10 protein-coding genes are annotated in these 14,118 nt (G+C 72.1%); 9 read left to right on the forward strand and 1 reads right to left on the reverse strand.

Annotated elements, in window-relative coordinates; all coding sequences use genetic code 11:
• Positions 1-161: 161 nt before the first annotated feature.
• Both ACFZP7_RS01590 and ACFZP7_RS01595 read left to right on the forward strand, forming a co-directional pair.
• Positions 162-1,568, forward strand: a complete 1,407-nt coding sequence (locus ACFZP7_RS01590; protein WP_385633624.1) for an SWIM zinc finger family protein — start codon at positions 162-164, stop codon at positions 1,566-1,568.
• 5 nt (positions 1,569-1,573) lie between these two features.
• Positions 1,574-4,225: a DUF6493 family protein gene (locus ACFZP7_RS01595; protein WP_385638299.1), complete on the forward strand. Its 2,652-nt coding sequence runs from the start codon at positions 1,574-1,576 to the stop codon at positions 4,223-4,225.
• A gap of 120 nt (positions 4,226-4,345) precedes the next feature.
• Here ACFZP7_RS01595 and ACFZP7_RS01600 read toward each other — a convergent pair whose 3' ends face one another.
• The gene (locus tag ACFZP7_RS01600; RefSeq protein ID WP_260616872.1) at positions 4,346-4,831 is read right to left on the reverse strand and encodes a hypothetical protein; all 486 of its coding nucleotides are present in this window, start codon (positions 4,829-4,831) and stop codon (positions 4,346-4,348) included.
• A 336-nt stretch (positions 4,832-5,167) separates the two neighbouring features.
• Here ACFZP7_RS01600 and ACFZP7_RS01605 point away from each other — a divergent pair, with 336 nt between their 5' ends.
• The 7 genes from ACFZP7_RS01605 (at position 5,168) to ACFZP7_RS01635 (ending at position 14,071) form a co-directional block, all read left to right on the forward strand.
• The gene (locus tag ACFZP7_RS01605) at positions 5,168-5,401 is read left to right on the forward strand and encodes a DUF2945 domain-containing protein (RefSeq protein WP_030970050.1); all 234 of its coding nucleotides are present in this window, start codon (positions 5,168-5,170) and stop codon (positions 5,399-5,401) included.
• A 7-nt stretch (positions 5,402-5,408) separates the two neighbouring features.
• Entirely contained in the window at positions 5,409-5,693 is a 285-nt protein-coding gene (locus ACFZP7_RS01610; protein ID WP_193449699.1) for an MGMT family protein, read from the forward strand.
• Positions 5,694-5,815: 122 nt separating this feature from the next.
• Positions 5,816-8,365: an ATP-dependent Clp protease ATP-binding subunit gene (locus ACFZP7_RS01615; protein WP_385633625.1), complete on the forward strand. Its 2,550-nt coding sequence runs from the start codon at positions 5,816-5,818 to the stop codon at positions 8,363-8,365.
• Positions 8,366-8,555: 190 nt separating this feature from the next.
• The gene (locus ACFZP7_RS01620; RefSeq protein WP_385633626.1) at positions 8,556-10,931 is read left to right on the forward strand and encodes a beta-galactosidase; all 2,376 of its coding nucleotides are present in this window, start codon (positions 8,556-8,558) and stop codon (positions 10,929-10,931) included.
• Positions 10,924-12,252, forward strand: a complete 1,329-nt coding sequence (locus tag ACFZP7_RS01625) for an ABC transporter substrate-binding protein (RefSeq protein ID WP_385633627.1) — start codon at positions 10,924-10,926, stop codon at positions 12,250-12,252. The genes ACFZP7_RS01620 and ACFZP7_RS01625 overlap by 8 nt, the downstream gene beginning before the upstream one ends.
• On the forward strand, positions 12,249-13,208 hold the full coding sequence (locus tag ACFZP7_RS01630) for a carbohydrate ABC transporter permease (protein WP_247693001.1): 960 nt from the start codon (positions 12,249-12,251) through the stop codon (positions 13,206-13,208). The genes ACFZP7_RS01625 and ACFZP7_RS01630 overlap by 4 nt, the downstream gene beginning before the upstream one ends.
• Positions 13,205-14,071, forward strand: a complete 867-nt coding sequence (locus tag ACFZP7_RS01635; protein WP_385633628.1) for a carbohydrate ABC transporter permease — start codon at positions 13,205-13,207, stop codon at positions 14,069-14,071. Before ACFZP7_RS01630 ends, ACFZP7_RS01635 begins: the two co-directional genes overlap by 4 nt.
• Positions 14,072-14,118 lie beyond the last annotated feature (47 nt).

The raw sequence follows: 14,118 nt of genomic DNA on the forward strand, positions 1-14,118 counted from the left end.
GCCGCACGGCCGAATTCCGACCGACCCCGCGACCGAAGTCCCGACCGGCGGCGACGACGCTCATGACCAGTATCCATCCGCCGGCGAGGACGGAGCACCTTCGGTGAAGCGCAGACGGTGTCTCGGCGGGCGATGTCAGCGTCAACCCCTAGGCTTCGCACGTGAGTTCAACGACCCAGGCTTACGCCTACGTGCACGCGTCCGCCGTGCGCGAGACCCCGGCCGGCCGCTCCCTCGCCCTGGAGACCTCGGGGGGTGCCACGCCGGACGGCGAGGCGGCCAACCCCCGGTTCTTCGACGGGTTCCTGACGGCGCCGGCCGCCGCCGCGACGGCACTGCTCGCGGTCGCCGACGTAGCCGCCAGCCGCTACTACCGGCCGCGGCCGTCGGCCTTCCTGGACCCGGTCGTCACGGCCGGCGGCGACCGGTTGCGGCTGGAGTCCTTCTCCGCCTGCTGCGGTGTCCACGCGCGCCTCGACGTCCTCGCCGCCGGCCTCGACGGTGACGACGTCGGCCACGGCACCACCAACGTCGACATCAACACGCCGCTGCGCCTGGCCCTCGCCAGGATCGGTGGTCTGGACCCGCTGCACCTGCGGGTGGGGCCGGAGGGGCTGGAGGCCACCACCTTCGACGGCCGGTTCGTGGAGAAGAAGGTCCCCTTGCCGGAGCGCTGGCTGCGCGGCTTCGCGGAGGCCCAGGTGATCGCGGCGGGCCTCGCCCCGAGGGCCGAGATACCCGCCGCGGAGGCGGCCGCCCTCCTGCGGTCGCTGCCGCGGCCGACCCAGCGGTCCGGCGCGCACACGACACGCTGGGTGGTTCCCTCGGGCCGCACCCTGCGCCCGACGACCAGGCCCGCGCCCGGTGCCGTGTGCCTGCCCGGCTGCGAGCGACTGCTGAGCCTCCAGCATGTACTGCGACACGCGTCGACGGTCCGGGTCTACGCCCCGCGGCCCGAGCGGAGCCATGACGAGCGGGGCCGGGCCCACCAGGACCGGACCGCGCCCGTCGCGTGGGAGGCCACGCTGCCCGGCATGCGTCTGACGCTCCTGCTCTCCCCACACGCCTCACGCGGTTTCTCCGGCGAGGGCGGCGTACTCGACGATCTCGCCGACGGGCCGGCGGAGCGGGACACGGACCGGGTGGCCGAGCTGCTGGCCTGGGAGCCGACGATCGACGTGGCCGACCTGTCCGCGCAGTCCGGTCTGGAGCCGGAACGCGTCCGCGCGGCCCTGACGGTGCTGGGGGCATCGGGGCAGATCGGCTACGACCTCGCGGAAGAGGCGTACTACCACCGGCACCTGCCCTACACCGCGGGCGCCGCTGAGGCCCGCAACCCGCGGCTGCGCGGGGCGAGGGCCCTGGTCTCCCAGGGCCTGGTCCGCGTCGACGGCGCGCTGGCGTGGGTGGGGAAGGACGAGCACGCCTATCTGGTCCGCATCGAGGCCGGCGAGCGGATGAGCTGCACCTGCCCGTGGTGGGCGAAGTACCGGGGTGGTCGCGGACCGTGCAAGCACGTACTCGCCACCCGCTCGGTCCTGAACGAGAAGAAGGAGTCGGCACGGTGAGACTGATGACCCTCGTGGAGGCCGGTGACGTCCCCGGCGTCCTGCGGGCCCTGGGTGAACTCGGCGCGGAGCAACGCGCGGCCCAGTTGCCGGAACTCGACGCCCGCTACGAGGAGCTGGGCTTCCCGGGCTGGCTGGAACTCACCGTGGAACAGCGTGTGGCCCTGGCCGGCGCGCGGCTGGGCTGCCAGCCGACCTCGGAGGCCGCGGCCCGTCACCTCCACCACGGCGGACGCTACGTGCCCCCGAACGACGCCTGGATGGTCGACGTCGTGGAGCTGTTCCCCGTCGCCTGGCGGACCGAACTCGTGGCGCGGCTCGACGAGCAGGTGCGTGAGCGCAGCGGTTCCCAACGCCTCCACCTCGTCGTCGACCACATCGTCCGCACCACCGGCTGCCCGATGCCGGAGTCCGACTACTTCCTCTCGGGCTGGCTGAGTTCGCACCACAGAGCCACGTCGGAGGGTGTCCTGGAGCGGCTGCGCGAGGACCCCTTGGCCCCCAAGCTCCTCCCCCTCGTCCTGGAACGGTCGTCCCTTCCTTTCACCCCCCAGTTGCTGTCCGCCCTGTGCGCCTTCGCCGCCGAGGGCACGGTGGACCGTGCCGCGCTCGTCCGCCGCACCTTCGCGATCGTGGCCGACGCGCATCCGACCGCCGCCCTCCCCTACTGGCAGGCCGTCCCCCTCACCGGCGACGAGCACGCCCGGACGGCGCCCGAGCGGACTGCCCTGGCCGAGAAGCTGCTCACACGCCTCCTCCAGGACGGTGCGCCCAAGACGGTCACACCCGTCATGACGTTCCTGCGGGCACTGGCCCTCACTCCGGCGGAGCAGGCCCCCTTCCTCCGGGACCACGTGGCCCTGCTCGACCTGTCGTCCCCGGTGGCCTCCTACGGCCAGGAGGTCCTGCGCGAGCTGGACGAGGCGGGGCTGTTGGAGGAGGACGTGCTGAGCGAGGCGTGCGAACGCGTGCTGCTGCGCCCGGAGAAGAAGCTGGTACGCGCCCAGCTCTCCTGGCTCGACCGGGTGGCACGGCGGGAGCCCGCACGCGCGGGCCGGATATCGGTCTGCGCGGCGCTCGCCTTCGGGCACCCGGACGTGTCCGTGCAGGAACGCGCCCTCAACCTCGTCGCCCGCCACCTCAAGAACGCCGGAGACCCGGTGCGGGCGCAACTGCGGACGGCCGCCGCCGCGTCGCTCGGGCCGGCGCTGGCCGCACGCGCCGCTCAGCTGCTCGGCGCGGAGGCGCCCGGTGCCGAGCACGACACCGGCACCGGCACCGACACCGGCACCGAGCGGGTCACCGAGGCCGAGGTGCTGCCCCATCTGCCCGGGCTCCGGCCGGTACCGGGTCCCGTGGGGACGGCCGTCGAGGTCGCCCAGGAGCTCGCCGTGGTCCTCGCCGACGACGACGTGGTGGCGTTCGAGCGCGCGCTGGACGGGCTGGTCCGACAGGCCCGGCTCGACCGTGCGGCGCTGTCCCGGGCGCTCGAACCGGTCATGCGCAGAGCACCGGGCGTCCACCGCGACTGCGGCCAGAGCGACCTGTACGACGTGGCGGCGGCCGTGCGGGGTGACGAGCCGAGGAGACTGTACGGCCGTCCCCACCGTCGGATCAGTCACGGAGAGGCGATCTCCCCGCCCGGGAAGTTGCTCATGGCGCGTCTGATCGAGGCCCTCGACGTGATCGAGTCCGGCGCGCAGCCGTTCCTGCTGGCCCTGCCGACCCACGTCACCGGCGCGGTGGACGCGGGCGTACTGGTGGAGCGCGTCGCCGAGTTGGAGCGCGCGCGGGTCGAACCGGCACCGGTCGATCTGGCGCAGGCCCTGCTGCGGGTGATCCTCACCTCGGACGAGTCGGTTCTGCGTGCCGCGGGCGGCCTGCGGTCGGAGGCCGGCCGGCGGCTGGCGCGCTGGCTGCGCGAGGGCGGTCTGCCGCACCAGGACTCGACTCCGGAGAAGTGGCCGGTCGCCGATCCGACCGACGCCCCGCCCGGACTGTGGGAGCCCGTGTCCCCCGGGCCCGATCAGGGTGTTCCGCTTCCGCCGGTCGCCGCGGCCGTGTGCGGTGCGTACGAACGGGGCCGGTCCCCCGGAGGCGGCTACAGCCTTTACGACGCGTACGCCGCACCGTACTGGGTGGCTCAGCTGCCGCATCACCGCGACGAGGTGGCCGCGTACGCCAAGAGCTGCGTCGACGGACGCATGCTCGCGCTGCTGGCCGAAGCGGGCGGCCCCGCGGGATACGCCCTCCACTGGCAGATCGCCTGCCGGCTCGGCGAGGACCGTGACTCGGCGGTGGACGCCCTGCTCGTGCTCGCCGCCCAGGGACAGCTGGACGGCCGACTGCTCGCGGGGCAGTTGCAGGCGTCGATACGCAACCGGTCCAGCTCGCCCAAGCGCGTCGTCGACGCACTGCGCGCGGCCGCCGGGACCGGGGCGTACGCCACGGTCTGGTCCGTACTGGAGGCCGCCCTGCCCGCGCTGCTGCGCGGCACACCGGTCCGGGAAGCCGGGGCGTTCCTCGCGCTCGCGGTCGAGTGCGCATCGCGCTGCGCGGCCAAGGGCCCCATCCCCGAGGTAGAGGTGGTGGCCGCGCGCACCGGGTCGAGCCAGACGGTGAAGCACGCCAGGCTGCTGCGGGACGTCCTGCGCTGAGACCGCCGGTCCGTCCGCCGAGGGACGCTGACGGCCCTCGGCGGAGGGCAAGGGGGCCGGCCGACAGGAGCGCGCGCCGCGCATCGTGGACGCCCGCGTTCCGTCGGCCGGGCGGGCGGGTCAGATGCCCATGGAGGCCATTTCGATGGGTGAGCGGTAGTTGGCCGCGGCGGTGACCACGCAGGCGCGATACGTCCGGTCGCTCTTCACGGCCAGGAAGTAGTCGCGAAGGTTCTTCCAGTAGTTGACCAGATAGCCGAGACCGGGCACGAATCCGGCCGGACGCGGCACGAGGGCGAACGCCTCGCTGCACTTGAGGATCTCGCCTGTGGCCGTGGACAGTACGTCGGCCACCTCCGCGTTCATGTTCCAGCCGGCCGCCAGCTCCGGCGTCCAGATGGCCCCGGCGACGGCCCGCAACTGTTCCTGCTCGTCGGGGGTGGGGTCGCTCATCGCGCGGGACTGCGCGGTCACCGGTGCGCCGGGCGGCGGACCGCCGGCGGCTGCCGTGGCCGGTCCCGCCATGGCCGTCGCGACCAGGATCGCCGTGAGCGTGACCGCGATCCTGGTGCCGCCGCCTCTTCTGTGCCCGCTGCCTGTGATCACCGTGTGCCCCTCCCGTGGCCGACTGCTTCGACGCCCGAAGGTGACACGGTGCGGACAAGGCGGTCAACGGCGGCAATCACGCCACGCACCCGCACGATCCGGTCGACGATCGCCGGTGATCCCGCGGACATCGCATGCACGCTTCTTCACCGTCGGAGCATCCCCGTGACACCTTGGCCCCCGAGCCGGAACCGACTCGGGGGCCACGTTGTTCGCCCGCGTCAGGACGGGCCCCGGCTCGACGCCTCGGCGGCGCGCCGTCGGGCGACCGCCACCCCGGCCGCGTGAGACGCTGGAAGTCGTGAGAATCCGAGGTGCGCGACGGAGGGACCGTACATGGCGAGCGACTTCTCCGTGGGAGACCACGTGCGCTGGAATTCCGAAGCCGGTCACGTCGAAGGCGTCATCATCGAGAAGCACACGCACGACGTGACCTTCAAGGGTCGTACGCGCCACTGCTCCGAGGACGACCCGCAGTACGAGATCCGGAGCGACAAGACCGACCATGTCGCCATGCACAAGGGTGGAGCGCTGACGAAGACGCGGGGGCCGAGGCGCGACGGGGACTAGCCACGCCATGACCTTCGTCGACGACGTCCGGGAAGCCGTGCGCGCGATACCGGCGGGATCCGTGGCCTCCTACGGTGACGTGGGCCGACGGGTCGGTATCGGTCCACGCCAGGTGGGGCGGGCCATGAGCCTGCTCGACGAGACGGTGCCCTGGTGGCGGGTCGTGTACGCGGACGGTACGCCGCCCTCCTGCCACGGCGGGCGCGCGCCGGACCTTCTCGGCACCGAGGCGACGCCGATGCGCGGGGCACGCGTGGACATGGCGCGTGCCCGCCACCGCTGGACGCCCTGACCCGCACCCGCGCCCCACCCGCCGGCCCGCGCTCACGCCCGGCTCCTCACGGCACGGCCCGCTTGCAGCAGTGCACCCCTCGCGCTTGGCTGGAGGAAAGCCATCCGGCACCAGGAGTCGCCATGTCGATGTCGTTCGGCTCAGCGTTCGGTTCCCCCGATCCCTTCAGTGATCTTTTCAACCGCTTCTTCGGGATGTCACCGGCATCGTCGCCCCCGGCGGTGCAGCGGGTGCCGATCGGCCGACTGCTGACCGAGTCCTCGCAGGAACTCCTCAACCTGGCGGCGCGGCGCGCACTGGAGGACGGCACGTCCGATCTGGACACCGAGCACCTGCTCTGGGCGGCCACGAGGGTCGAGCCCTCGCGGGGGCTCCTCGCCCAGGCGGGCGCGGACCCCGACGCGCTCGCGACCCGGATCGCCGAGGTCCTCCCCCGCGAGGCGGGCGAGCCGTCCGCCGATCCGGGCCTCACACCGGCGGCCAAACGCACCCTCGCCACCGCCTACTCCCGCTCCCGCGCGGCCGGCGCCTCCTACATCGGCCCCGAGCACATCCTGGGTGCTCTGCTGGCGGACGGCGACACGGGCGCGGCCCGGCTGCTGGGCGCGGAGGGGCAGGACGTCGGCAGGCTGGAGGGACTGACCGAGCAGCCCGCCCGCCCCGACGGCGCTCAGGGTGCCGGCGGCGGCAAGCCCGCCACCACGCTGGACGAGTACGGACGGGACCTGACCGAGGAGGCGAAGGCCGGGAAGCTCGACCCGGTCGTCGGCCGGGCCGAGGAGATCGAGCAGACCGTCGAGATCCTGTCCCGGCGTTCGAAGAACAATCCGGTGCTGATCGGCGAGCCGGGCGTGGGCAAGACGGCCATCGTGGAGGGTCTGGCGCAGCGCATCGTGGCCGGTGAGGTGCCGCGGACGCTGAAGGACAAGAGGGTGGTCGCCCTCGATCTGTCCGCCATGGTGGCGGGCGCGCAGTACCGGGGACAGTTCGAGGAGCGGCTCAAGAAGGTCATCGAGGACGTCCAGCAGGCCCGCGGCGAGATCATCCTGTTCATCGACGAACTGCACACCGTCGTCGGCGCCGGGGCGACCGGCGAGGGCTCGATGGACGCGGGCAACATGCTCAAGCCCGCCCTCGCGCGCGGTGAGCTGCACGTGGTGGGCGCGACGACCATCGACGAGTACCGCAAGTACGTCGAGAAGGACGCGGCCCTGGAACGCCGTTTCCAGCCCGTCATGGTCCCCGAGCCCTCGGTCGAGGAGACGGTGCAGATCCTCGAGGGTCTGCGCGACGCCTACGAGGCGCACCACCAGGTCCGCTTCGCCGACGGAGCGCTGACGGCGGCGGCCGACCTGTCCGACCGCTACGTCAGCGACCGGTTCCTGCCCGACAAGGCGATCGACGTCATGGACCAGGCGGGCGCCCGGGTACGGCTGCGCAGCGCGAGCCGCTCCACCGAGGTCGTCGGCCGCGAGGACCGCATCGCGAGGCTCCGCCGGGAACAGGAGCAGGCGGTGGCCGCCGAGGACTACGACCGGGCGGGCGAGCTGAAGCGCGAGATCGCCGAGGTGGAGGGCGAACTCGCGGGCATCGAGGAGCGCCGCGAGGGCGTCGTCTCCGTCACCGCCGACGACATCGCCGACGTGATCTCCCGCCGCACCGGCATCCCGGTCTCCCAACTGACGGCCGGGGAGAAGGAGCGGCTGCTCAAGCTGGAGGAGGAGATGCACGCCCGGATCGTCGGGCAGGACGAGGCGGTCACCGCCGTCTCGCGGGCCGTGCGCCGCAGCCGGGCCGGCATGGGCGACCCGGACCGCCCCGTGGGTTCCTTCCTCTTCCTCGGCCCGACCGGCGTCGGCAAGACCGAGCTGGCCAAGACCCTCGCCGAGCTGCTGTTCGGCGAGGAGAACCGCATGATCCGCTTCGACATGAGCGAGTTCCAGGAGAAGCACACCGTCGCCCGGCTCGTCGGCGCGCCCCCGGGATACGTCGGCTACGAGGAGGCCGGCCAGCTCACCGAGAAGGTCCGCCGGCAGCCCTACAGCGTGGTCCTGTTCGACGAGGTGGAGAAGGCCCACCCCGACGTCTTCAACACCCTGCTGCAGATCCTCGACGACGGCCGCCTGACCGACGGTCAGGGCCGCACCGTCGACTTCCGGCACTGCGTGGTCATCATGACGTCCAACATCGGTGCCCACCGCATCCTCGACCACAAGGGCGACGTGTCCGACCTCAAGGACGAGTTGATGGAGGAGCTGCGCGGCCGGTTCCTGCCGGAGTTCCTCAACCGCATCGACGAGATCATCGTCTTCCACGGACTCACTCAGGACGACCTCTCACGGATCGTGGACCACCTGCTGGCCCGGAGCGAACGGCGGGTGCACGCCCAGGGCCTGTGGCTGGAGGTCACGGAGGCGGCGAAGAAGCTGCTCATCGCCCACGGTCACCAGCCGGAGTTCGGCGCCCGTCCGCTGCGGCGCACCATCCAGACGGAACTCGACAACCGCATCGCCGACCTGCTCCTCGGCGGTGAGGCCGACCCCGGCGACACCATCGTCGCCGACGTGGTCGACGACTCCCTGCACTGCACGGTCGCCAAGGCCGGCACCGCGGAGGCGGGCGGCACCCCGGACGCTCCGTCCCCGGACCCGGCAGGCACGACCGAGTCCTGACGGGCGACGACGACGGCGCACCGGCGCGTCACCTGGTCGATCAGGTACTCCAGGGGGTGCGCGGGGCCGCCTCTTGCGGTGCGACGCCCTTCCCGCCGTGGTTATTAATTATGAATACATCTTGACAGGCTTTCCGGCCCCACCCACGATGAACCCACTTCACTGAGTCATGCCGCAGGAGCCGCCTGTCATGTTGTCTCTGCATGCCCACGACCCTTCCGTGCCCCTGGCCGGGCATCTGCCCCTGGGCAGCCCCGCCGGCACCCCGTCCCCCGTGACGGTCGACAGTCAGAGCCTGTCGCGCGACGGCCGCAGGTGGATCCCGGTCATGGGGGAGTTCCACTTCAGCCGCTGCCCCGCCGCCGAGTGGCGCGAGGAACTCCTCAAGATCAAGGCGGGCGGCGTCGATCTGCTCGCCACCTACCTGTTCTGGAACCAGCACGAGAACGACCGCGGCACCTACCGCTTCGACGGTGACCTCGACGTACGCGGGTTCGTCACGTTGTGCGCGGAACTGGACCTGGCCGTGGCCGTCCGCATCGGCCCCTGGTCCCACGGCGAATGCCGCAACGGCGGCTTCCCCGACTGGCTGGAGGACGTCGACTGCGCCCCGCGCACCGACGATCCCGCGTACCTCGCCCTGGTCGCACCCTATTACCGGCGCATCGCGCACGAGCTGCGCGGCCTCTTCCACGAGGACGGCGGCCCGATCGTGGCCGTGCAGGTGGAGAACGAACTGTACGACCAGCCCGAGCACCTGGCCACGCTGCGGCGCATGGCCGAGGAGGCCGGCATCCGCGCGCCGCTGTGGACGGCGACCGGCTGGGGCGCCGCCGACATCCCGGCCGACACCCTCCTGCCGCTGTACGGCGGCTATCCCGAGGCCTTCTGGGAGGACGCGCACGACGGCTGGGCCCGCGACATGCGCCGGCACTACTTCTTCACGCCGATCCGCGACGACCACGCCATCGGCGCCGACCTGCGCTCCAGCGCCCCGACCGGCACCGGCCCGGACGCGCGCCGCTATCCGTACGCCACCTGCGAGTTGGGCGGCGGCATGGCGATCGCCTACCACCGCAGGCCGCTCGTGCCGGCCGCGGACATCACCTCGCTGGCGCTGACCAAGCTCGGCAGCGGTTCGGTGTGGCAGGGCTACTACCTGTACCACGGCTGTTCGCAGCGCGTGGACCTCAAGGAGCCGAACCAGGAGAGCCACGACACCGGTTACCCCAACGACCTGCCGACGGTCACCTACGACTTCCAGGCTCCGCTGGGCGAGTACGGACAGGTCCGGCCGGCCTTCCACGCGCTGCGCCGACAGCACCTGTTCCTGCACGCCTACGGTGCGGAGCTCGCGCGGATGCCGCTGCACCTGCCCGACCGGGAACCGGCTTCACTGGACGACCGGTCCACACTGCGCTGGGCCGTTCGCTCGGCGGGTGACCAGGGCTTCCTGTTCGTCAACAACCACCAGCCGCACGAGACGCTGCCCGACCACGACGGCGTGCGCTTCGGCGTCACCCTCCCCAGCGGCCGTACGGTCGCCGTGCCGGCACAGCCCGTGCGCATCCCGTCCGGCGCCCACTTCGTCTGGCCGATCGGGCTGGACCTCGGTGCCGGTCTGCGCCTGGAGTGGGCCGGCGCCGAGCCGGTCACCCGACTCGAGGTCGACGGGCTCCCGCTGACCGTGCTCGCGGCGACCGACGGCGTCCCTGCGACGCTGGCGCTGGCGGCGGACGTGGAGATCCAGGGCCCGGCCCGGGTGGACACCGCGGAGGGGACCACGCTGGTCACCGTGACCGAACCGGGCACCTCGGCACTGCTCACCCTCACCGGTCCAGCCGGCCGGGCCCGCGTCCTGGTGCTCTCCCCCGAGCACGCGCTCCGACTGAACCGGATGCGGGTCTTCGGGCAGGACCGGCTGGTCCTCAGCGACGACGTGGTCTTCGCCGACGGCGACCGGCTGCGTCTGCACATCGCCTCCGACGCCCCGTCGGTCGCCCTGCTGCCGGCCCCGGCCTCCCTGGTCGGAAGCGGTGTCGGGGAACCGGTGGCCGACGGCGTCTTCACCCGCTGGCCGCTGGCGCCGGCTCCCCGACTGCCGCAGCCGGTCCTGGAGACCGTGCGAGAGCAGGCCGTCGCCGCGCCCGCGCGTACCGGCGGGTCCCACGACCGCGCCTCGGCACCCCGCGAGGCGGACTGGGACAAGGCCGCCGTCTTCCGTCTCACCGTTCCCGCCTCCGCCCTCGACGGCGACGGCGAGGTGCTGCTGAGGCTGCGCTGCACCGGTGACGCCGCCCGCGCCTACCTCGACGGGCGGCTGGTCGCCGATCACTTCTGGTACGGGCCCGACTGGGAGATCGGGCTGCGCCGGTTCGCCGACGCGGTGGTCCGGCACGGTCTGGAGATCCGTGTCCTGCCCCGCGATCCCGCCGCACGCGTCTATGTCGACGCCTCGGTGCGACCCCGGTTCGACGGCGCCGTCACCCGCGCCGCCGTCGAGTCCGCCGCGCTGGTGGCCGTGCCCCGGGTGAGCCTGACCGCCGAGGGAGAGGGACGTGTCTGACCTCAGCCGCAGAAGCGTGCTGCGCGCCGGCGTCGGGGCGGGAGCGGGTCTGCTGACCGTCCCGGCGCTCGCCGCGTGCGGAGCCTCCTCGGCCGCGCCGGTGCGCTCCGGGCGCGTCCGCATCAGCCTGTGGACCCATGACCCCGGGTACATCAAGACGTTCCGGACCGCGATCCGGGACACCGGCCTGATGCGCGGGTCGAGGTTCGACTACGGGCTGAAGGTCACCAGTGCGGCACCCGGCGACGTGATGACCCGCATGATCGCCCAGGCGGTCGCCGACGGGAACACCCCCGACCTGGCCGGTCTGGTCATCGACCAGTTCCCCCGGGTCATGGGCTCCTCCATCGCGCGGAACCTGTTCGTCGACCTCGGCGACACCGTCCGCCCCTTCGGCGACGACCTGCTCAAACTGGCCCCGTACACGGTCGACGGCGTTCCCTACGGGCTGGACTCCGACAACTCGATCACCGTCCTGTACTACCGGCAGGACCTGTTCGAGAAGTACCGGGTCCCCGAGCAGGTGGCCACCTGGGAGGAGTTCCTCGAACACGGCGAGCGCCTCAGCAAGGACCACGAGGTCAGCGTCGGCATGGTCTCCACCGGCGACAACGGGTCCATCGTCAACGGCTTCCTGCAGTTCCTGCTGCAGCGCGGCGGCGGGTTCTTCGACGAAGCCGGCCACCTCGTCCTCGACTCGCCCGAGGCACTCGAGGTGCTCCGGTTCATGACCCGCGGGGTGCGCTCGGGCGCGCTGCTGGCCCTGCCCGACCCCTACGGAAGCGCCTGCGCGGCCGCGCTGAAGTCCGGACGGCTCGCCGCCACCGCCATGCCGAACTGGTACAACGCCTACGGCCTCCAGGCCAACGTGCCGGACCAGAAGGGCCGTTGGCGGATGCGGACCCTGCCCCGCTTCGCCGGCGGCGGGCACATCGGCTCGACCCTGGGCGGCACCGCCTTCGCGGTACTGAAGGACAAGCCCCACTCCCAGGCCGCCCTCGAACTGCTCCGACGCGTCTACCTCAGCCGCGAAGGCCAGATACTGCGCTACAAGTCGGGCGGCTTCCTGCCCACACTCAAGCACCTGTACCAGGACCCCGAACTCGTCGCCACCGAGGACGCCTACCTCGGGGGTCAGCCGGTCTTCGACGTGTACGGCAAGGCCGCCGCCGACCTCCCCCTCTTCTACCAGGCCCCGGGGATGCAGATCCTCGCCGACGTGCTGGGCGGCCCGGTCCTGGACGCGCTCAAGGGACGCACCTCGCCCGACGCCGCACTCCAGGCCGGCCTGCGGGCCTACCGACAGCAGGTGAAACGATGACCGCTCCGCCTCCGACCCGCGCACCCGCCACCGCCTCGGCGCGGCTCCCCCTCACCCCCGCCCCGTCACGGTCCTGGTGGTCGCGCCGCCAGCGCGCCTGGGCCCCCTATGTGTTCATCTCCCCGTTCTACGTGCTGTACGGGCTCTTCCTGCTGGTGCCGATCCTGATCGGGCTGTATCTCAGCTGCACGGAGTGGGCCGGCCTCGGCACGCCCCGCTGGGTGGGACTGCGCAACTACCGGGACCTGTTGGGTGATCACAGCTTCTGGACCGCCGTCGCCAACACCGGCCTGTACATCGTCTTCACGCTGTGCGTCGTCCTGCCCGCCGCGCTGCTCATCGCCCAGGCCCTCAACGCCCGCGGCCTGCGCGGACGCGACCTGTTCCGGCTGACCTACTTCATGCCCGTGGTGATCTCACCCATCGTCATCACCCTGGTCTTCGGCCTGTTCTTCGACACCGAGTTCGGTCTCCTCAACGCGGTGGGGCAGGCGCTGTTCGGCTTCGGCGGCATCGACTGGCTGGGCTCCCCCGGCTGGGCGCGCGTCACCGTCGTCGTCCTCGTGCTGTGGCGCTGGACCGGCTACCTGACCATATTCTTCCTGGCCGGACTGCAGAACGTCCCCAAGGAACTGTACGAGGCGGCCGCCATCGACGGCGCCGGGCCGATCAGCCGCTTCCGCAACGTCACCCTGCCCAGTCTGCGCCCGGTCACCGCGTTCGTCGCGGTGACCGTCCTGGTCAGCACCGCGCAGATCTTCGACGAGCCGTTCCTGCTCACTCAGGGCGGCCCGGGCGAGTCGACCCTGTCGGTGGCCATGTTCATCTTCCGCGCCGGATTCCAGCGCCAGCAGCTCGGCTACGCCGCGGCGGCCGGCGTGCTGCTCTTCGTCGCCGTGTTCGTCCTGGGCCGCCTCGCCATGCGGCTGCTGGGAGTGGGGAGAGACGACCGATGACGACGTTCGAGACGACGGGTGCCCGAGCCCCGGTCCGCGCCCGCCGCCGCGCCGGCCGCGTGCTGCTCTACGCCTTCCTGACCGCCCTGCTGCTGGTGTTCGCCCTGCCCCTGCTGTGGGCCTTGTCGTCCTCCTTCAAGGACCGGAGCGAGATCTTCGCCCACCCGCCCGAGCTGCTGCCCGATCCGGGCACCCTGGACAACTACCGCGGGCTGCTGGACGGCAACCCCTTCTGGAGCTGGCTGCTGATCAGCACCGTGGTGGCCGTCATCTCCACCCTCGTTTCCGTCGTGCTGTGCGCGCTCGCCGGGTTCGCCTTCGCCAAGTACCGCTTCCGCGGCAAGAACCTGCTGTTCGACATCATGTTCAGCTCGCTGGCCGTCCCGTTCGCGGTCATCGTCGTGCCCCTGTTCATCATGGTCGCCAAGGCGCACCTGACCACCCCGTACTTCGCGCTGGTCGTGCCCTGGGTGGCACCCGCGTTCGGCATCTTCATGATGCGCCAGTTCACCGAGCAGTCCGTCCCCGACGCCCTGCTGGACGCCGCCCGTGTCGACGGCTGCACCGAGTTCGGGCTCTTCCGCCGTATCGTGCTGCCCCTGCTGCGCCCGGCCCTCGGTGCCCTGGGCGTGTGGTCGTTCCTCAACAGCTACAACAGCCTGCTGTGGCCGCTGATCGTGGTCAGCGAACCGGGCGACTACACCCTCCCGCTCGGCATCCAGGCCCTGTTCGGCGCCACCGGACGCCAGTACGACCTGGTCCTGGCGGGCGCCGTCCTCGCCGCCGTGCCGAGCCTGATCGTCTTCTTCGTCCTGCGCAGACAACTGCTCGAAGGGCTCACCGCGGGCGCCGTCAAGAGCTGACCGGCCCGGACGCCCCCCGGCCACGCCCACGCCCTTCCCGTCGAAAG

Origin of the sequence: Streptomyces sp. SudanB5_2050, from assembly GCF_964272335.1 — a bacterium.
GTDB classification, from domain to species: domain Bacteria; phylum Actinomycetota; class Actinomycetes; order Streptomycetales; family Streptomycetaceae; genus Streptomyces; species Streptomyces rochei.